This is a genomic window from Streptomyces sp. NPDC102258 (assembly GCF_055584685.1).
Window position 1 is genome coordinate 323,209 of the sequence record NZ_JBVJLO010000006.1, and the last position, 18,576, is coordinate 341,784.

General features: G+C 71.4%; 14 protein-coding genes. 2 read left to right on the plus strand and 12 right to left on the minus strand.

Annotated features, from left to right (window positions below):
- Positions 1–52 precede the first annotated feature (52 nt).
- Together ACZ6ZT_RS13345 and ACZ6ZT_RS13350 are read right to left on the minus strand one after the other, a co-directional pair.
- Positions 53–763, minus strand: coding sequence for a ribonuclease HII (locus ACZ6ZT_RS13345; protein ID WP_469718927.1), 711 nt, complete (start codon positions 761–763; stop codon positions 53–55).
- 162 nt (positions 764–925) lie between these two features.
- On the minus strand, positions 926–1,531 hold the full coding sequence (locus ACZ6ZT_RS13350) for a TetR/AcrR family transcriptional regulator (protein WP_469718929.1): 606 nt from the start codon (positions 1,529–1,531) through the stop codon (positions 926–928).
- 142 nt (positions 1,532–1,673) lie between these two features.
- Between ACZ6ZT_RS13350 and ACZ6ZT_RS13355 the strand changes: the two genes are divergently transcribed.
- Positions 1,674–3,227 carry an MFS transporter gene (locus tag ACZ6ZT_RS13355; protein WP_469718931.1) on the plus strand — a complete coding sequence of 518 codons (1,554 nt, stop codon included), beginning with the start codon at positions 1,674–1,676 and terminating at the stop codon, positions 3,225–3,227.
- A gap of 159 nt (positions 3,228–3,386) precedes the next feature.
- Here the strand turns inward: ACZ6ZT_RS13355 and ACZ6ZT_RS13360 are convergent, their stop codons facing one another.
- From ACZ6ZT_RS13360 to nrdR, 6 genes are all read right to left on the minus strand, one after another.
- Entirely contained in the window at positions 3,387–4,301 is a 915-nt protein-coding gene (locus ACZ6ZT_RS13360) for an ADP-ribosylglycohydrolase family protein (protein ID WP_469718933.1), read from the minus strand.
- An 11-nt stretch (positions 4,302–4,312) separates the two neighbouring features.
- Positions 4,313–4,972 (minus strand): histidine phosphatase family protein, encoded by a 660-nt coding sequence (locus ACZ6ZT_RS13365; RefSeq protein ID WP_469718935.1) that lies wholly within the window; start codon positions 4,970–4,972, stop codon positions 4,313–4,315.
- A 73-nt stretch (positions 4,973–5,045) separates the two neighbouring features.
- Positions 5,046–5,651, minus strand: a complete 606-nt coding sequence (locus ACZ6ZT_RS13370; RefSeq protein ID WP_469718937.1) for a YdbC family protein — start codon at positions 5,649–5,651, stop codon at positions 5,046–5,048.
- Positions 5,652–5,683: 32 nt separating this feature from the next.
- Positions 5,684–6,526 (minus strand): arylamine N-acetyltransferase family protein, encoded by an 843-nt coding sequence (locus tag ACZ6ZT_RS13375; protein ID WP_469718939.1) that lies wholly within the window; start codon positions 6,524–6,526, stop codon positions 5,684–5,686.
- Positions 6,527–6,679: 153 nt separating this feature from the next.
- On the minus strand, positions 6,680–9,577 hold the full coding sequence (locus ACZ6ZT_RS13380; protein WP_469718942.1) for a vitamin B12-dependent ribonucleotide reductase: 2,898 nt from the start codon (positions 9,575–9,577) through the stop codon (positions 6,680–6,682).
- Positions 9,578–9,770: 193 nt separating this feature from the next.
- A complete protein-coding gene (nrdR, locus tag ACZ6ZT_RS13385) occupies positions 9,771–10,286 on the minus strand; it encodes a transcriptional regulator NrdR (protein WP_469718944.1) in 516 nt (171 codons plus the stop codon).
- Between the two features lie 577 nt (positions 10,287–10,863).
- Here nrdR and lexA point away from each other — a divergent pair.
- Positions 10,864–11,655: a transcriptional repressor LexA gene (lexA, locus tag ACZ6ZT_RS13390; RefSeq protein WP_469718946.1), complete on the plus strand. Its 792-nt coding sequence runs from the start codon at positions 10,864–10,866 to the stop codon at positions 11,653–11,655.
- A 135-nt stretch (positions 11,656–11,790) separates the two neighbouring features.
- Here the strand turns inward: lexA and ACZ6ZT_RS13395 are convergent, their stop codons facing one another.
- From ACZ6ZT_RS13395 to ACZ6ZT_RS13410, 4 genes are all read right to left on the minus strand, one after another.
- A complete protein-coding gene (locus ACZ6ZT_RS13395; RefSeq protein ID WP_469718948.1) occupies positions 11,791–13,761 on the minus strand; it encodes an ATP-dependent DNA helicase in 1,971 nt (656 codons plus the stop codon).
- A 52-nt stretch (positions 13,762–13,813) separates the two neighbouring features.
- Complete coding sequence (locus ACZ6ZT_RS13400) at positions 13,814–15,685, minus strand: IucA/IucC family protein (protein WP_469718951.1); 1,872 nt, start codon at positions 15,683–15,685, stop codon at positions 13,814–13,816.
- A gap of 101 nt (positions 15,686–15,786) precedes the next feature.
- Positions 15,787–16,488: a GNAT family N-acetyltransferase gene (locus ACZ6ZT_RS13405; protein ID WP_469718953.1), complete on the minus strand. Its 702-nt coding sequence runs from the start codon at positions 16,486–16,488 to the stop codon at positions 15,787–15,789.
- A gap of 36 nt (positions 16,489–16,524) precedes the next feature.
- Positions 16,525–18,306, minus strand: coding sequence for an IucA/IucC family protein (locus ACZ6ZT_RS13410; protein WP_469718955.1), 1,782 nt, complete (start codon positions 18,304–18,306; stop codon positions 16,525–16,527).
- Between the last annotated feature and the right edge of the window lie 270 nt (positions 18,307–18,576).

Here is an 18,576-nt window from a genome sequence, read left to right on the forward strand (position 1 = left end):
TATCTATCAAACACCGGTACGAAACGTACCGGTGGGTGGCACGTGGACGCGATCAGAAATCGAAGCCGAGTTGGCCTCCGTTTTCCAGCTCCATCGATTCCTCGCTGCGGCGCACCTTCTTCAAGTGGCGCCACCGGGGCAGCCCGTCGAGGTACGACCACGAGAGCCGGTGGTACGCGGTGGGCCCCCGCTCTTCGAGTGCCGCCTTGTGCACGGGCGAGGGGTAGCCGGCGTTGGCGGCGAAAGCGAAGTCCGCGATTCCGTCGCCCTCTTCGCCGAGTCCGGCCATCATGCGGTCGCGCCGGACCTTGGCGATCACCGAGGCCGCGGCGACGGCGACACAGGACTGATCGCCCTTGATCACCGTACGGACGCGCCAGGGCGAACCGAGGTAGTCGTGCTTGCCGTCGAGGATCACCGCGTCGGGCCGCACCGGGAGGGCCTCCAGCGCGCGGACCGCCGCGAGCCGCAGGGCGGCGGTCATCCCGAGCTCGTCGATCTCCTCCGGGGACGCGTGCCCCAGGGCGTGCGCCGTGACCCAGTCCTCCAGGATGTCGAGCAGCACGTCGCGTCGCTTGGGGGTGAGCAGCTTGGAGTCGGTGAGCCCCGTCGGCGGGCGGCGCAGACCGGTGATCGCCGCGCACACGGTGACGGGACCGGCCCAGGCCCCTCGTCCGACCTCGTCGACCCCGGCGATGACCTTGGCGCCGGTGGTGGCACGGAGGGAGCGCTCGACGGTGTGGGTGGGTGCTTCGTACGGCATGGCGCCAGCAAGGTTACGCCGCCCCGGGCCGCCTGCACACCCCGGCCCACTCCCAGCCGGGCCGAAGGGGGTCCGCCCGGTCGCGCACGGCCCTCCCACGAGCCCGTCCGCACGCCCCTTCAAGCCCCGCACGCCCTCCGCCTGGGGCGGGAACGTCTTCGGTCAGGCCCGGAGCAGGGGCATCAGCACCCCGTCGATCATCTCCGTGATCTCCGAGTCCGGCCATTCGCTCCCGCACATCTTGGTCCGGTACATGAACAGCGCCGGTATCACGTCGGCGACCATCGGTTCGGCCGCGTCCGGCCGGACGTCCCCCCGCGCGATTCCGCGGCCCACCAGTTCCCGCGTCAGCCGGTGCGCCGGCTCGTGCAGCCCCTTCCGGATCACCTCGCGGAACCGGTCGGCATGGGTGTGGTCGCATTCGTGAAGCACGGCTCGCAGGGCTTCGCCGGCCGGCGAACGCATGACGTCCCGCATCCGCACGCACAGCCGGTAGAGGTCCTCGCGTACCGATCCGTGGTCCATGACCCCTTCCAGCTCGGGCAGCCCCTCCCGCAGCGCCTCGGCGACCAGGTCCGCCTTCGACGACCAGCGCCGGTAGAGGGCCGCCTTCCCCGTGCGCGCGCCGGCCGCGACGCCTTCCATGGTGACGGCGCCCCAGCCGACGGTGCCCAGCTGCTCCAGCGTCGCGTCCAGAATGGCCCGTTCGAGCTCCGGTCCCCGTCTGCGCCCCGGAGCCGCCCCCGCCGACCAGCCCAAATCCTCCATGCTCCCTACCTCCGACCGGCCGGCGCGCGCTTCGCACGAATTTTCAGCCACAGTGAACGCTTGCGTTCCCTACTGCGGGCCTCCTACCGTGTGACCCGCAGTGAACGATTACGTTCACTATTTCACTTCGGGGGGATCCACAGTGACAAGTGCCCGACTCGAAACTCCTCGGATACCGGGGGCCGCCCGCCGGCCCGGGCGTCCAGGAGTGGCGCTCGCCGTCATCGCGGCCTGCCAGCTCATGGTCGTCCTCGACGCGACGATCGTGAACATCGCGCTCCCGCACATCCAGACCGCCCTCTCCTTCTCCACCACCGACCTCTCCTGGGTGATCAGCGCCTACACCCTGGCCTTCGGCGGCCTGCTGCTGCTCGGCGGCCGCGCGGGCGACATCCTGGGCCGCCGCCGCGTGTTCATGACCGGCATCCTGCTCTTCGCCCTGGCCTCCCTGCTCGGCGGCTTCGCCCAGGAGCCCTGGCAGTTGCTGGCCGCCCGCGCGCTCCAGGGCGTCGGCGGCGCCATCGCCTCGCCGACGGCGCTCGCCCTGATCACCACCACCTTCGCCGAGGGCCCCGAACGCAACCGTGCCTTCGGCGTGTTCGCGGCCGTCTCCGCGGGCGGCGGCGCGATCGGCCTGCTGGCCGGCGGCATGCTCACGGAGTGGCTCGACTGGCGCTGGGTGCTCTTCGTCAACGTGCCGATCGGTGTGCTGATCGCCGTCCTCGCCCCGCTGTTCATCAACGAGTCCGAACGCCACCCCGGCCGCTTCGACGTCGCCGGAGCGCTCACCTCCACCGGCGGTATGACCGCGCTCGTCTACGGATTCATCCGCGCGTCCGAGGACGGCTGGCGGGACTCCCTGACCATCGGCTCGTTCGTCACCGCCGTCGTCCTGCTCGGCGCCTTCGTGCTGGTGGAGTCGCGGGCGGCCGATCCGATCATCCCGCTGCGGATGTTCGCGGACCGCAACCGCGCGGGCACCTACCTGATCATGCTCGGGCTGGCCGCCGCCATGTTCGGCATGTTCTTCTTCATCGTCCAGTTCGTCCAGAACGTGCTGGGCTTCTCCCCAATCCAGTCCGGACTCGGCTTCCTGCCCGTGACCGCCGCCATCGTCACCGCCGCCGGGATCTCCCAGCGCTTCCTGCCGCGCTTCGGGCCGAAGCCGTTCATGGTCACCGGGTCCGCGCTGACCGGCACCGGTCTGGCCTGGCTCAGCTTCATCGGGACCGACAGCTCGTACGTCTCCGGCGTGCTCGGCCCGATGCTGCTCTTCGGCTTCGGCATGGGCCTCAACTTCGTGACCCTCACCCTCACCGCCGTCTCCGGGGTGTCGCCGAGGGAGGCGGGCGCGGCCTCCGGGCTGCTCAACGCGAGCCAGCAGGTGGGCGGTTCGCTGGGCCTGTCCATCCTGGTCACCGTCTTCGGCACGGCCGGCCGCGAAGAGGCGGAGAAGCAGTTCCCGGCCTTCATGGCACAGGCCGATCCGGAGCAGCTCGCCGCCTTCAAGCAGACCGGGCGGCTGCCGGACCCCTGGGGCGACCTGGTCCTCGCCCAGGGCATCTCCAGCGCCTTCACCGCGGCCGTCGCCATGGCGGGCCTGGCCCTGGTCACCGCGCTGGTCGTCATCCGGGTGCGCAAGAGCGACCTGGAGGCCCTCAACGGAGCCGCAGCCAAGGCCGGCCCGGCCGCCTGACCAGAAGAACCGGCACGCGGACCGGCACCAGAACCCGTACGCAGACCGTACGCGGCCCGGCGCGAGGGGGCCCGTACGAGGCCCCCTACGAGAACCGGTACGAGAACCCGTGCGCGGATCCGCACCAGCGGATCCGCGCACGGGCACGCATCCCTCCGCTCAGGCCGCCGAATCCGGCAGCCACGACGGCAGGGCCTCGGTCCGCGCCACCCAGGCCCCGGGCAGTACCGCGTCCCCCCGCCCGCCCAGCACCCCGCCGACGATCGCGCAGGTGGTGTCCACGTCGCCGCCCACCTGCGCGGTGGTCCAGAACGCCCGCTCGAAGTCGTCCAGCGACCGCGCCGCCGACCACAGCGCGAACGGCACCGTGTCGTGGGCGCTGGTCCGGCGCCCGCAGCCCAGTACCGCGGCGACGGTCGTCGCGTCGCCGTAGTCCAGCATGTCGCGCGCCCGGCGCACGCCCGCGCCCACGGCGCTGCGCGGCACCAGCGCGATGACCCCGTCCAGCAGGGCCTCGGCGGTCGGCGGGCCGTCCGGCGACGCCGCCAGCGCGGCCGCCGCCGCGACGGCCATCGCCCCGCACACCGCCTCGCGGTGCTGGTGGGTGGTGTAGGCGGAGATCTCCGCCTGGTGGGTGGCCTGCTCGGGGTCGTCCGCGTACCAGGCGCCCAGCGGCGCGATCCGCATGGCGGCGCCGTTGCCCCAGGAGCCCTGGCCGTTGAACAGCTCGGCGGCGAGCGTGCGCCAGTCCGCGCCCTCCCGGACCAGGCGCAGCATCCGGTTGACGGCGGGACCGTAGCCGCGGTCGAAGTCGTGGTGGTCGGCGAAGGAGGAGGCCAGCGCGTCCTGGTCGACGCGTCCGTGCGTGGCAAGAACGGCCACCACCGAGCAGGCCATCTCGGTGTCGTCGGTCCACTGCCACGGCTCGCCGCCGGCCGGCAGCTCGCGCCGCTTGAGCAGCGGGTAGTTCACGGGGACGAAGTACTGGGAGCCCAGGGCGTCCCCCAGGGACAGCCCCCTGAGGCTGGAGATGGCGCGCGCGTAGCGCCCTTCGGGAGTGGAGTCAGCGGTCATCGCGCGTCACTTTAGCCGTCCAGGTCATAAGGCTCGGGTGTGGTCCACCGCTCAAACGGGCGGTCCATCCGGTAGCGGCCGTCCGGGCCCAGCATCAGGACCCGGAATTCGCCGTTCCCCGGGTTGGAGAGGGCCTCGAACTCGGCCACCGACCAGTGGAACCAGCGCATGCAGAAGAGCCGCATCGTCAGCCCGTGCGTCACCAGCAGCACGTTCTCGGGATGGTCGGCGGCCTCGAAGCTGCGGTAGAGGCTTTCGAGGAAGGAGCCGACGCGGTCGTAGACGTCCGCGCCCGACTCCCCTTGGGCGAAGCGGTAGAAGAAGTGCCCGTAGGCGTCCCGGTACGCCTTCTGGAGCCGTACGTCGTCCCGGTCCTGCCAGTTCCCCCAGTCCTGCTCGCGCAGCCGCGGCTCCTCCCGCATCCGCACCCGGGAGGGGTCGAGCCGCAGCTCGCGGAAGGTCTGCAGGGTGCGGCGGTACGGGGAGACGTACGCGCTGATGTGCTCCTCGCCGAAGAGCGCGCGCAGCCGGTGCCCGACCTCGGCGGCCTGCTCGCGGCCCGTACGGGTCAGCCGCAGGGCGTGATCGGGCTCCCGCTCGTAGACGGTGTCGTCTACGTTGCCTTCCGATTCCCCGTGCCGGACAAGGACGATGCGCCGTGGTCGTACCATTCCACGACCCTATTCGGCCAGGGGGGCGCGCACCGCGCGGGGCACGCCGGTCGGGCAGCCGGTCGTCGTACGGTCATACCGTCCAGGCGGGTTCGAGGTCGACGACGTCGCCGGTGAGCGCCTCGACGTCGGCTTCCATCTGGGCCCGCAGCGAGAGGCGCTCGACGCGTTCCTGGCGGTACTTGCCGTGCTCGGCCGCGGCGAGCCACATCGACAGCACCAGGAACTCCCGGCCGGGCGCCTCCCCGAAGAGGCCGCGGATCATTCCGGGGGACCCGGCCATGGCCGGATTCCACACCTTCTCCTGCATCAGGGCGAAGTGTTCGTCCCGGCCCTCCCTGACGCGGGTGTGCGCGACCCGGACCACGTCGGCGTCGGTGAAGCGCGGTTGGAAGCCGGTCTTCACGTCGAAGCGATGGTCGAAGAGGGTCACGCGGGCATCGGTGAAGGTGCCGTTCTGCGACGCCGCGAGCCGGTCGTGGGAACGGGCCATGAAGGAGTCGTAGAAGGAACGGCTCTCCCAGAACGTGAAGACGTGCGCGACCCCCTGCCGGCCCCGGCTCCAGCCGCCGCCCTGCCCCCGGAATCCCGGTTCGCCCGGCAGACCCGCCCATTTTCGCTGCCCGCGCTCGAACCCGCGTCGGTCCGTCACCGTGCAGCGAATCCACTTGACCAGCACCGCGCCATCGTACGGGCCAGGCCCGGCCCGGGTCAGTCCCCGGAGCGGTGGATCCGTACCAGTTCCGCCCCATCCCGCCCGGACAGCCGAATGCCGAACTCCCGGTCGACCAGAGCGACCAGCCCGTCCGAACGCACCTCCTCCCGCTCGGTCCGCCCGTCGGGGTACAGGCGGGTGAGCTCCCGTCCCACCAGTCTCAGGCGTACGGCTTCGCCCGGGTGCTGCACGATGATCTGCCCTACAAAGGAGGAGAGGGGGTGCGAGGAGCTGTAGTGGTTGAGCAGGACGTAGTCGGCGGGGTGGTAGCGCTGTGGGGAGAAGGCGTACAGGTCCCGCCAGACGTCCCCGTTCCTGGTCCGGAGCGCGAGGATGCCGTCCTCCTCCTCACGGACGGCGTACGTCCACGCCCCCTGTCGCACCACGGCGCCCGGGCGCGCCAGCGGAACGGGCTCGCGCGGGCCCAGGTAACCGAACCCGGCGTCGCACAGCCACGGTTGCCCGTCGACGGTGACGACGAGGACCGCGTGCGTCACCGGCGGCAGGCGGACACCCCGGGTGCGGTTGCGGGCGCCGCGCCCGGAGACCTCGAAGCCGATCCGCTCCAGGGCGGCGGCCAGCAGCGAGTTCTGCTCGTAGCAGTAGCCGCCCCGGCGGCCGTGCACGAGCTTGTCCTCGACGGCTTTGACCTCCAGCTCGACGGGGCGGCCGAGCAGGACGTCCAGGCTCTCGAACGGTATGGCGGTGGTGTGGGCCCGGTGCACCGCGTACAACGTGTCAAGGTCCGGCCGGAGTTCCCGGGTTCCTTCCCCCGCCCCGTCGCCCAGTCCGATCCTCGCCAGGTACGCGTCCAGGTCCAGCTCGTCACCGTGCCACATGGTTCCCCGTCTCCCCTTGTCCGTACACGGACTCAGCGCCCGCCCGCACAATGATCGCCATGACAGCCGTCACCGCTCCGGCCGGGAGGGCGGAACGCCGGAGCGGGGACCGGCGTGGTGCCGGTCCCCGCTCCGTCAGCTATGCGGTGGCAGTCAGCTGCAGCCGCTGGTGGAGCCGCAGCCCTCGCAGATGTAGCAGGAGCCGGCGCGCTGCATCTTCGTACCGCAGGAGAAGCAGAGCGGGGCGTCGGCGGAGACGCCGAGCTGCATCTCGACCAGTTCGGCGCTGGAGTGCGCCGTCTTGGGGGCCGGGACCGGGACGACCGCGACCGGCTTCGGGGCGGAGGTGACCGGGACCGACGCCAGCGGAGCCGACTGGGCCAGCGTCTCGGTGTCGAGCTCCTCGCCCTCCAGCGGCTCGTAGGAGCCGGTGTCGAGGTGACGCTGGCGCTCCTCGGCGGAGTGGATGCCGAGGGCCGAGCGGGTCTCGAAGGGCAGGAAGTCGAGCGCCACACGCCGGAAGATGTAGTCCACGATCGACTGCGCCATCCGCACGTCCGGGTCGTCCGTCATACCGGCCGGCTCGAAGCGCATGTTCGTGAACTTCGAGACGTACGTCTCCAGCGGGACGCCGTACTGCAGGCCGACCGAGACGGCGATGGAGAAGGCGTCCATCATGCCCGCGAGGGTCGAACCCTGCTTGGACATCTTCAGGAAGACCTCGCCCAGACCGTCGTCCGGGTAGGAGTTGGCGGTCATGTAGCCCTCGGCGCCACCCACCGTGAAGGAGGTGGTGATGCCCGGGCGGCCCTTGGGGAGGCGCTTGCGGACGGGGCGGTACTCGATGACCTTCTCGACCGCCGTGCGGATGGTCTCCTCGGCCTTCTCGGTGATCTCGGCCTTCTCCTCCTCCTTCTTCTTGGCGGAGAGGGGCTGGCCGACCTTGCAGTTGTCGCGGTAGATCGCGAGCGCCTTGACGCCCATCTTCCACGCCTCGAAGTAGATCTCCTCGATCTCCTCGACGGTCGCCGTCTCCGGCATGTTGACCGTCTTCGAGATCGCCCCGGAGATCCAGGGCTGGATCGCGGCCATCATGCGCACGTGGCCCATCGCGGAGATGGAACGCTCGCCCATCGCGCAGTCGAACACCGAGTAGTGCTCGGCCTTCAGGCCCGGAGCGTCGACGACCACGCCGTGCTCGGCGATGTGGGCGACGATCGCCTCGATCTGCTCTTCCTGGTAGCCCATGCGGCGCAGGGCCTGCGGAACGGTGCCGTTGACGATCTGCATCGAGCCGCCGCCGACGAGCTTCTTGAACTTGACCAGGGCCAGGTCCGGCTCGACACCGGTGGTGTCACAGGACATCGCGAGACCGATCGTGCCGGTCGGCGCGAGGACGGAGGCCTGGGAGTTGCGGAAGCCGTTCGCCTCGCCGAGGCGCAGCACGTCCTGCCAGGCCTCGGTGGCCGCGGCCCAGATGATGTTGTCGAGGTCGTCGGTGCGCGGCGCGACGGCGTTGGCGTCGGCGTGCTGCTTCATCACGCGCTTGTGCGAGTCGGCGTTGCGGGCGTAGCCGTCGTACGGGCCGACGATGGCGGCCAGCTCGGCGGAGCGCTTGTACGCGGTGCCGGTCATCAGCGAGGTGATCGAGGCGGCGAGGGTGCGGCCGCCGTCCGAGTCGTACGCGTGGCCGGTCGCCATCAGCAGGGCGCCGAGGTTGGCGTAGCCGATGCCGAGCTGGCGGAAGGCGCGGGTGTTCTCGCCGATCTTCTGCGTCGGGAAGTCCGCGAAACAGATCGAGATGTCCATCGCGGTGATGACCAGCTCGACGACCTTGGCGAAGCGCTCGGCGTCGAAGGACTGGTTGCCCTTGCCGTCGTCGTCGAGGAACTTCATCAGGTTGAGCGAGGCGAGGTTGCAGGACGTGTTGTCCAGGTGCATGTACTCGCTGCACGGGTTGGACGCGGTGATGCGGCCGGACTCCGGGCAGGTGTGCCAGTTGTTGATCACACCGTCGTACTGGATGCCCGGGTCGGCGCAGGCCCACGCGGCCTCGGCGAGCTTGCGGAAGAGCGCCTTGGCGTCGACCTTCTCGATGACCTCGCCGGTCATGCGGGCGCGCAGACCGAACTCGGTGCCGTTCTCGACGGCCGTCATGAACTCGTCGTTCACGCGGACGGAGTTGTTGGCGTTCTGGTACTGGACGGACGTGATGTCGTCGCCGCCCAGGTCCATGTCGAAGCCCGCGTCGCGCAGGGCGCGGATCTTCTCCTCTTCCTTCACCTTGGTGGCGATGAAGTCCTCGACGTCCGGGTGGTCCACGTCCAGGACGACCATCTTGGCCGCGCGGCGGGTGGCACCGCCCGACTTGATCGTTCCCGCGGACGCGTCGGCGCCGCGCATGAAGGAGACCGGGCCGGAGGCGTTGCCGCCGGAGGAGAGGAGCTCCTTGGAGGAGCGGATACGGGAGAGGTTCAGGCCGGCGCCGGAACCGCCCTTGAAGATCATGCCCTCTTCCTTGTACCAGTCGAGGATCGACTCCATGGAGTCGTCGACGGACAGGATGAAGCAGGCGGAGACCTGCTGCGGCTGGGGCGTGCCGACGTTGAACCACACCGGCGAGTTGAAGCTGAAGATCTGGTGCAGCAGCGCGTACGTGAGCTCGTGCTCGAAGATCTCGGAGTCGGCCGGGGAGGCGAAGTAACCGAAGTCGTCGCCGGCCTTCGTGTACGTCTTCACGATCCGGTCGATGAGCTGCTTCAGGCCGGTCTCGCGCTGCGGCGTGCCGACCGCGCCGCGGAAGTACTTGCTGGTGACGATGTTGACCGCGTTCACCGACCAGAAGTCGGGGAACTCGACGCCTCGCTGCTCGAAGTTGACCGAGCCGTCGCGCCAGTTGGTCATGACGACGTCACGGAGCTCCCAGCTCACCTCGTCATACGGGTGCACGCCCGGGGTGGTGTGGATGCGCTCGATCCGCAGGCCGCCCTTGGCGGCCTTGGTCCCCTTGGTGCGGGAACCTCGCGCCGAGCCGCTCGCCGTCTCTGTCATGCCGCCTCCCATACCTGGGCAAAAACGCCCTAAAGTGCCAGCGATATTCCGCACGGCACGGTGCTGTGTGTGCTGTGTGTCTTGTATCGACGTATCTACGTGACGACGTATGTACGTAACGACGTATGTACGTAACGACGTCATTTCGCCCTGCCGGGGCCGGCCGGGCCGCGCCGGGGTGCGGCCCGTCCGGTCAGTCGGAGGCGGAGGCGGGCACCGGGACGACCGCTGGGGTCCCTCCGGGCTCGCGCTCAGGGGGGCGAGGCTGCGAATCGCGCAGTTCCGCGATGGCCGCCTCGAAGTCTTCAAGGGTGTCGAACGCTCGGTAGACGGATGCGAACCGCAGGTACGCGACCAGGTCGAGCTCCTGCAACGGACCGAGTATGGCCAGACCCACGTCGTGGGTGGTCAGCTCGGCACTGCCCGTGGCGCGCACCGCTTCCTCGACCCGCTGGCCGAGCTTGGCGAGGGCGTCCTCGGTGACCGGCCGTCCCTGGCACGCCTTGCGGACGCCAGAGATGACCTTGGTGCGGCTGAAGGGTTCGGTCACCCCGCTGCGCTTGATCACCATCAGCGAGGCCGTCTCCACCGTCGTGAAGCGACGGGAGCAGTCGGGGCACTGACGGCGCCGGCGGATCGACGTGCCGTCGTCCGTGGTGCGGCTGTCGACGACGCGACTGTCGGGGTGCCTGCAGAAGGGGCAGTGCATGGTTCCCTCACCCTTCTTCCGGCACGACTGAATCACTCCACAGGGTCCCTGAGCGGCAGGAACAGGCCCTGCCGGGGACTCGCGAAGCAGCCACCAGCATAGGCGATGTCGGGAGCCTCGGCGGACCGGGGGACCACAACTTCTGGGCGGCCGCGCTCATCCAACCACTAGATCTTGGGTTGGCGCGGATTTACGCCGCTCCGCGTGTCGTGCCGCACGATGGCCGGTTATGGGGTGTCCCGACGCCACACTGGGCACAGGCCCGGAAGGTGGAGATCCAACCGGGAAGGGTACCGTAAGCACGGGACGCGGAGCCGAACCTCCGTTCGGGACGCCGGCCTGCGGGCACACTCGCGGTCGGCCTCGCGCCGGGGGTCGTCACCCGTCCCCCACACCCGCCCCGAAGGCCGCCCCCGGCGGCCCGACTCCGCCCGGCGGCCCCAACGGCCGTCCATACACCCGCCGCTCTAGCCCAGGTGGGCGATCCCGGTTTTTTCACTCGAACGTGTGTTTGGCGCAACCTTTCGAAAGCTACTACCGTTGTCCAGCTAGGGAGAACATTTCGAGAGGGGCCGACGTGACCACCACCGCAGACAGTGCCACCATCACTGCCCAGAACCGCTCCCAGAGCCGACTTGAGCCGGTGCATGCCATGAACGACGCAAGTCTCAACCCGGAGGCGGAGCCCGTACGCCCCGCACGCTCGCTGCCAGGGCGACCTCCAGGTATCCGTGCCGACAGCTCGGGGCTCACGGACCGGCAGCGGAGGGTCATCGAGGTCATCCGCGATTCGGTGCAGCGCCGGGGGTACCCGCCGTCGATGCGGGAGATCGGTCAGGCCGTCGGCCTCTCCAGCACCTCGTCCGTCGCGCACCAGCTGATGGCTCTGGAGCGCAAGGGCTTCCTGCGCCGCGACCCGCACCGGCCCCGCGCCTACGAGGTGCGCGGCTCGGACCAGCCGAGCTCGCAGCCCACCGACACGACCGGCAAGCCCGCCGCGTCCTACGTACCGCTCGTGGGCCGGATCGCGGCCGGCGGCCCGATCCTCGCCGAGGAGTCGGTGGAGGACGTCTTCCCCCTGCCCCGGCAGCTGGTCGGGGACGGCGAGCTGTTCGTGCTCAAGGTCGTCGGCGACTCGATGATCGAGGCCGCGATCTGTGACGGGGACTGGGTCACCGTCCGCCGCCAGCCGGTGGCGGAGAACGGCGACATCGTCGCCGCGATGCTGGACGGCGAGGCCACCGTCAAGCGCTTCCGGCGGGAAGACGGTCACGTATGGCTGCTCCCCCACAACTCCGCGTACCAGCCGATCCCTGGTGACGAGGCGACCATCCTCGGCAAGGTCGTCGCCGTCCTGCGTCGGGTCTGACCCTCAGGTCCGACCGCGCCGCCCCTCAGCCAGCTCCGGGACCCACTGCGCCGGTCCCGGAGCTGTTCCATGCCCGGGGGCCACGGGACCCCGCCGGGCCTTTCCGGTCCCTGCGGCCCGGTGCGGAGCCGGCTCCTACTTGTCGTCGGCCTTGGCGGTCGCGTCGATCGCGGCCAGTGAGCGGCGGACCTGGTTGCGGTCCGTGGTGTACCAGAAGTCCGGCAGGGTGGCCCGCAGGAAGGTGCCGTACCGGGCGGTGGCCAGACGGGGATCCAGGACCGCGACCACGCCCTTGTCACCGGACGCCCGTACGAGCCGGCCCGCGCCCTGCGCCATCAGCAGCGCGGCGTGGGTGGCCGCGACCGCCATGAAGCCGTTGCCACCGCTCTCCTCGACGGACTTCTGCCGGGCGCTCATCAGCGGGTCGTCGGGGCGCGGGAAGGGGATGCGGTCCATGATCACCAGCTGGCAGCTGGGGCCGGGCACGTCCACTCCCTGCCAGAGCGACAGCGTCCCGAACAGGCAGGTCTTCGGATCGGCCGCGAAGGCCTTGATCAGCTCGCCCAGCGTCTCCTCGCCCTGGAGGAGGATGGGTTGGTCGAGCCGCCCGCGCAGCTCCTCGGCCGCCGCCTTCGCGCCGCGCATGGAGGAGAAGAGGCCGAGGGTGCGGCCGCCGGCCGCCTCGATCAGCTCCGCCAGCTCGTCCATCATGTCGCCGCGGGTGCCCTCACGGCCGGGGGTGGCGAGGTGCTTGGCGACGTAGAGGATGCCCTGCTTGGGGTAGTCGAAGGGCGAACCCACATCGAGTCCCCGCCAGACCGGCACCCCGTCACCCTCCACGCCCTCCGGGGAGAGGCCCAGCGAGGCGGCGACGCCGTTGAAGTCGCCGCCCAGCTTCAGCGTGGCGGAGGTGAGGACCACCGAGCGGTCCTCGAACAGCTTCTCGCGCAGCAGACCGGACACCGAGAGCGGGGCGACCCGGAGGGTGGCGCCGAAACGGTCGTGGCGCTCGTACCAGACGACGTCCCACTCGGAGCCGAGCATGATCCGCTCCGCCACGCCATGGACGCTCTCCACCGCGGCCAGCGCCTGCTTGCGGACGGCGTCCTCGTCCTGGACGGACTTGTCGCGGGTGGCGCCCATCGCGGAGATCACGTTGCGGGCGGCGTCCCGCAGCGCCATCAGCGCGTAGCCGAGGTCCTCGGGGATCTGCTCCAGGCGGCCGGGGAGCGCGAGCTCCATCACCCGCTCGAAGGACTCCGAGGCGGTCTGCAGGGAGTCCGCCGTCTTCTCGTCGACTAGCTTGGCCGCACGCTTGACGGCCCGGTTGACCTGGCCGGGGGTGAGCTCGCCGGTGGCCACTCCGGTGACGCGGGAGACCAGCTCGTGCGCCTCGTCCACGATCAGCACCTCGTGCTGCGGCAGGACCGGGGCGCCCTCGATGGCGTCGATGGCGAGCAGGGCGTGGTTGGTGACGACCACATCGGCGAGCTTGGCCCGCTCGCGGGCCGCTTCCGCGAAGCACTCGGCGCCGTACGCGCACTTCGAGGCGCCCAGGCATTCCCGGGAGGAGACGGAGATCTGCGACCACGCCTTGTCGGAGACGCCGGGGGTGAGGTCGTCGCGGTCGCCCGTCTCGGTCTCGTCGGCCCAGTCGCGCAGGCGCAGCAGGTCCTTGCCGAGCTTGCTGGTGGGAGCGGCCGCCTCGAACTGGTCGAAGAGGCCCTCCTCCTCGTCCTGCGGCGCCCCCTCGTGCAGGCGGTGCAGGCAGAGATAGTTCGAGCGGCCCTTGAGCATGGCGAACTGCGGCCGGCGACGCAGCTGCGGGTGCAGCGCCTCGACCGTACGCGGCAGGTCGCGCTCGACGAGCTGGCGCTGGAGGGCCAGCGTCGCGGTGGCCACGACCACGCGCTCGCCGTGGGCGAGGGCCGGCACCAGGTAGCCGAGGGACTTGCCGGTGCCGGTGCCGGCCTGGATCAGCCGGTGGGAGTTGTCGTCGATGGCTTCGGCGACGGCTTCGGCCATGGCCACCTGGCCGGGCCGCTCCGTGCCGCCGACGGCGGAGACGGCGGCATGCAGCAGGTCGGGGAGGGAGGGCTTCGTCATAGCAGGACCAACCCTACGGGGCGCCACTGACTGGGGCCGCATCCGATCATGGTCACGACTCGTGCAGGGGGTTGGGCACGGTGCCGAGGACGACGGCGCGCGGGCGGTCCGGGCGGTCACGGTAGCCGTCCTGGTGGAGCCGGTTGCGGTTCAGGCAGAGCCGGTCGATGCGCTCGGTGAGCAGGTCGAAGAGCTGATATCGCTCCTTGAGCTCGGGGAAGCGCGTCTGGTGGCGGATGATCTCCGCCCGTACGAGGGACCAGAACTCGGCCTCCGGAACGCCCAGCCGGTCCTCGCAGAGCGCGCAGAGGTAACGGAAGACACCGACGAAGAGCCCGGAATGGATGAACTGGGTCAGGAAGGCGGGCGGCTCGGTCGGCAGGACCGCGCGGACGCCGTCGGGGACGGCGGCGTGTTCGGGCAGCGGCTCGCGGCTGAGGTGGACCTCGCTGACGAAGTCCTTGATCGCGAGTCTGACGGGGACGTCGCTCTCGTCGAAGATCACGATCGCGTTCTCTCCGTGCGGGGAGAAGACGGTGCCGTAGCGGTAGAGGAAGTGCAGCAGCGGGGGCAGCAGGGCCGCGAAGAGCCGCTGGAGCCAGGCGGTGGGGGTCAGGCCGGAGCGGGCGACCAGTTCGGCGGTGAAGGAGCGGCCGCGCGGATCGGTGTGGAGGAGGGAGGCCAGGGTGCGGGCGCGTTCACCGGGGGCGAGGTGCCCGGCCAGGGGTTCGCGCCAGATCGCCCCGAGGAGCTCCCGGTACTGGTACGGGGCTTCGGGGAGCTGCTCGTACACGGGGTGGCGGACGGTGAGGGAGGCGACCTCGCCGAGCAGGACGACCCGGCATTCGTCGCGCAGGAAGGGGTCGGCGTCGCGCAGGGAGTGGATCCAGGCGGTGACGGCGGGGGCGGCGAGGGTGTGATCACCGGCGAGGCCGCGCCAGACGGTGGTGTTGAAGACGAAGAGCGGCAGTTTGACGGTGAGCCGGTCGGGGTGGGTGATGTTGAGGAAGGTACGGACCGACTGCTGGGGCAGGCGCACGTCCGGGTCGGCGGGCAGCGGGACCAGGGCGCCGGAGGCGAGGGCGGGGGCGAAGAGCGGCAGCACTATCTCGTCCCACTGCCACGGGTGGACCGGGAGGTAGAAGTAGCCCCGCGGGTCCAGGCCCCGGTCGCGCAGTGCCTGGTCGAAGACGGTGCGGGTGGCGGAGTCGAGCTCGGCGGAGTAGAGGCGGGCGGGATCCTCCAGGCCGGCGGTGCCGCGGTATTCGGCGAGCGAGGTGTGGGCGGCGAGCCAGGGGAGCCGCTGGCGGATCCGGGCCTCGGGCGCCCAGGCGGCGGTGTCGGCGGCGGAGAATCCGATGCGTCCCTTGTTGAGGACGAGCCAGGGGTGGCCGGTCTGGTGCCCTTCGAGCTCGGCGTAGTCCAGGTCGGCGAGGACGTCGGCGGTGAGCGCGTGGTGGTCGATGCGGGCGTCGGCGGCGAGGGTGGTGCTGAGCTCGTGGACGAGGTGGCCGAGGGTCGGGCCGTCGAGGCCGAGGAGGGTGCGGGCGCCGACGAGGAAGGCGTACGGGTCCCCGAAGGCGGTGGGTATGGCGGCCGAGGGCGGCGGCGGGGTGAGGGTGACGGTGTCGGGGGCGACCTGCCAGCTGCCGTACGAGCGGCGGCGGGCCCGGAAGCCGAGGCTGCTGCCGTCGTCGAGGGTCAGGGTCCAGGCGTCGCCGGCGGCGGCGGCCGGGACGGGGACCGGGTCGGGGACGGGGCTGACGATCTCCTCGTACGCGAACTCTCCGATCATCTTCGCCAGCAGCCGTCGGGCCGCGAAATCCCAGGTGGGGCGGTTGAGTTCGGGGGGCGTGCACGGGTGCTGGGGTGAGGGGGGCACGGAGGGCTCGGCGGAGTCGGGGGCGGCGGAGAAATTCGGCACGGGACTCCTCGGAGATCGGGAACTGTACTGCGTGACGCAGAGTTTTCGAAGGGAGAGGCGTTGGACGACCGGGCGGGAGACGGGCAGGCGGGGCGCGGCGATCAGAGGAGATTGCGCAGCGACCGCTCCCGGATCATCAGGGCGGCGCGCTTCTCGGGGAGGTCGATTTCCGCCGCGTAGCGAAAACCGGCGGTCAGGAAGGCTGATACGGAGGGGGTGTTGCGAATGTCCGGTTCGGCGATGACGCGTGTGCAGCGGGGCCGGTGGTCGAAGACGAGGTCGGCCACGGCGCGCAGCAGGGTGGTGCCCAGTCCCCGGCCGCGGTCGGTGCGGTCTCCGATGAGCAGGTGGATACCCGTGTCGTGGGGGCGCGCCGGGTAGTGGTGGGAGAGCGGGTCGAGATCGGCCCGGTAGATCTCCCAGTAGCTCATCGGGGTGCCGTCGAGGAGGCCGAGGCAGGGGATGCTGCGGCCGTCGGCGTCGAGCTGGGCCCGCAGGTGGGCGGCGGTGACGGCGGCGGGGCCGGCCAGTTCCCAGTAGGCGGCCACCTCGGGGTCGTTCATCCAGCCGGTGAGGAGCTCCAGGTCCCGGCCCGGCCGTACGGGTTCGAGGCGGAAGGCTCCGGCCGGGGTGGCGGCGGTGCCCCAGTCGGCGGGTGAGTCGAGGAGGTCCGCCTCGGCCAGCAGGGGCAGCAGGGCGGCGGTGAGGCGGGGTTCGGTGGGCCGGTAGAGGCCGGGTCCGGTGGTGGAGGCGGTGAGGCGGATGGGGCCGGCGGTCGTGTCGGTGGAGGGCATCGGGGCCATCGGGGCTCTTTCTCCGTGTCTCGGTGCGGGGGCGCGTCAGGCGTGGAGGGGGTTGGTGATGGTGACGTAGACGGACTGGGTGTCGACGGGTCCCACGAGTTCGTCGAGGCCGCCCAGGCGGGTGAGGAGGTTCGCCTTGCAGCGCAGGGTGGGTGAGTCGAGCAGCTGCGCCGGGAGGGGGCCGAGGCCCGCGGCCTTGCCGAGGAAGCGGCGGAAGGCGGCGAGGAGGACGCGTTCGTCCGCGAGGCGCTGGGATCCGAAGGCTCCGATGAGGCCGAGGACGTTGTTGATGCCGAGGTAGTAGGCGAAGCGTTCGTCGGTGACGGCGTCGGAGACGAAGGTGTCGCTGGCGCTGCCGATGCCGGGGAGGCGCTGTTCCAGTTCGGTGCGCCGGGACTCGCGGAAGTAGTAGCCCTGGTTGTCGCGGAAGCGGCCGCCGACGGGCCATCCGGCCTCGTCGAGGAGGACCAGGGTGTTCTGCTGGTGCGCTTCGAGGGCGATGCCGGCGAGGGCGTCGAAGGCCAGGACCGGCAGGACGACGTGGTCGAGGTAGCGCAGGAACCACTCGGCGGCCACCGCGGAGACGGGGCGGCCGGTGGTGGCGGCGAGGCCTGCGACGGCCTCGGCGAGGCGGGAGCTCATCGTGGTCCGGCCGGGCCAGGGGCGCGGCGAGGTGAGTGAGGCGACGCAGACGGCGTCGTCGCCGGAGCGGAAGGGGTTGTGGCGCAGCAGGGCGTCGAGTCCGGGGACGGGGGTGCCGTCCGGGGCGTCGACGGCGACCCAGGCGGGGTCGCGGACGATGTCGAAGCCGGGGTGGGCCGCCCGCCATCGTTCGGCGAGGCCGGTGCGGAGCAGTCGGTGCACTTCGACGCCCCGGTGGAGTTCCTTGCGGAGGTTCTCGCGGCGGGAGTTGGTGATGCGCACGCCGAGGGAGAGCTTGAGCATCGCGGGTGCGCCGGGGCGGTGGACGGTGCGGACGGAGGAGGTGGGGTACCAGGGGGTTCCGTGGGGGCCCAGGTCGGTCAGGAGTCCGGCGTCGCGGAGGGCGGCGACGGCGGGGCGCTGGAGGAGGTCGCGGGCCTGCCAGGGGTGGAGGGGCAGGGCGGTGGTGCCGGCGGGCGGCTGGAGTCCGGGGGCGAGGCGGGAGAGGAGCTGGGCGGCGGGGACGAGGCGGCCGCGTTCGGTCCAGGCGGAGTCGGTGGCGAGGGCGGTGTCGGCGACGGCGATCCAATGGAGGGGGAAGGAGCCGTGGAGTTCGGGTGAATAGCTGCGGACTTCGGCTTCGGAGAGTCCTTCGCGGCTCTTCGGGTCCGGCTGGAGGGGGTGACCGAGGAGGAGGGACTGCTCGGCGGTGAGGAAGCGGTCCCCGGCGATGGGGGCGGGGGCGTGCGGGCGTTGGCGCCGGTCGGCGATGAACTCGGCGGTCCGGCGCACCGAGTCGGCGACCCGGCCGACGAGGTCGGCGCCGCCGTGGCCGGTGCGGTTGCCCTCGCGGGCGAGGAGGGCGGCGAGGGTGACGGCGTCCAGGGCGGGGGCGTGAGCGGGGGCGGCTTCGAGACGGGCGGAGCCGAAGCGATGCCAGCCTGCCGGGGACCAGTGGCGGACGGGGACCAGCAGGGCGGCGCCGGATGCGCGGAGGGGAATGCGGAGGGGGGCCCCGGCGGGCCCGCCGGGGCGGCGGATGCCGCTTTCGCGGACCCAGCAGCGCAGCAGGTTCTCCACCGCCGCGGCTTCGGCGGCGGTGGCCGGGTCGGGATGGTCGAGCGGGTCGGGGCCGTCGGCTCGGGGGCGGAGGCTGCCGTCGTTCTGCCGGGGCACGGTGCCGACCGGGGGGCGGGCCGGTACGCCGCCTGACGCGGGTCCGGCCGCCGATGTCCCGGGGGCGGCTGCGCCGGCCGGTCGGTCCTGGGATCCGGTCTGCCCCGATCCCAGGGCGGGGCCGTCCGCCGGCGCCCCGGGGGTGGCTGCGCCGGCCGGTCGGTCCCGGGGTCCGGCGTGCCCCGGTCCCGGGGTGAGGCCGTCCGCCGGCGTCCCGGGGGTGGCTGCGCCGGCCGGTCGGTCCCGGGGTCCGGCGTGCCCCGGTCCCGG

Excerpts from the sequence above, each read along its gene's own strand:
- ACZ6ZT_RS13345 (WP_469718927.1), bottom strand. The coding sequence starts at position 763 with ATGCCGTACGAAGCACCCACCCACACCGTCGAGCGCTCCCTCCGTGCC.
- ACZ6ZT_RS13350 (WP_469718929.1), bottom strand. The coding sequence starts at position 1,531 with ATGGAGGATTTGGGCTGGTCGGCGGGGGCGGCTCCGGGGCGCAGACGG.
- ACZ6ZT_RS13360 (WP_469718933.1), bottom strand. The coding sequence starts at position 4,301 with ATGACCGCTGACTCCACTCCCGAAGGGCGCTACGCGCGCGCCATCTCC.
- ACZ6ZT_RS13365 (WP_469718935.1), bottom strand. The coding sequence starts at position 4,972 with ATGGTACGACCACGGCGCATCGTCCTTGTCCGGCACGGGGAATCGGAA.
- ACZ6ZT_RS13375 (WP_469718939.1), bottom strand. The coding sequence starts at position 6,526 with ATGTGGCACGGTGACGAGCTGGACCTGGACGCGTACCTGGCGAGGATC.
- ACZ6ZT_RS13380 (WP_469718942.1), bottom strand. The coding sequence starts at position 9,577 with ATGACAGAGACGGCGAGCGGCTCGGCGCGAGGTTCCCGCACCAAGGGG.
- nrdR (WP_469718944.1), bottom strand. The coding sequence starts at position 10,286 with ATGCACTGCCCCTTCTGCAGGCACCCCGACAGTCGCGTCGTCGACAGC.
- ACZ6ZT_RS13395 (WP_469718948.1), bottom strand. The coding sequence starts at position 13,761 with ATGACGAAGCCCTCCCTCCCCGACCTGCTGCATGCCGCCGTCTCCGCC.
- ACZ6ZT_RS13405 (WP_469718953.1), bottom strand. The coding sequence starts at position 16,488 with ATGGCCCCGATGCCCTCCACCGACACGACCGCCGGCCCCATCCGCCTC.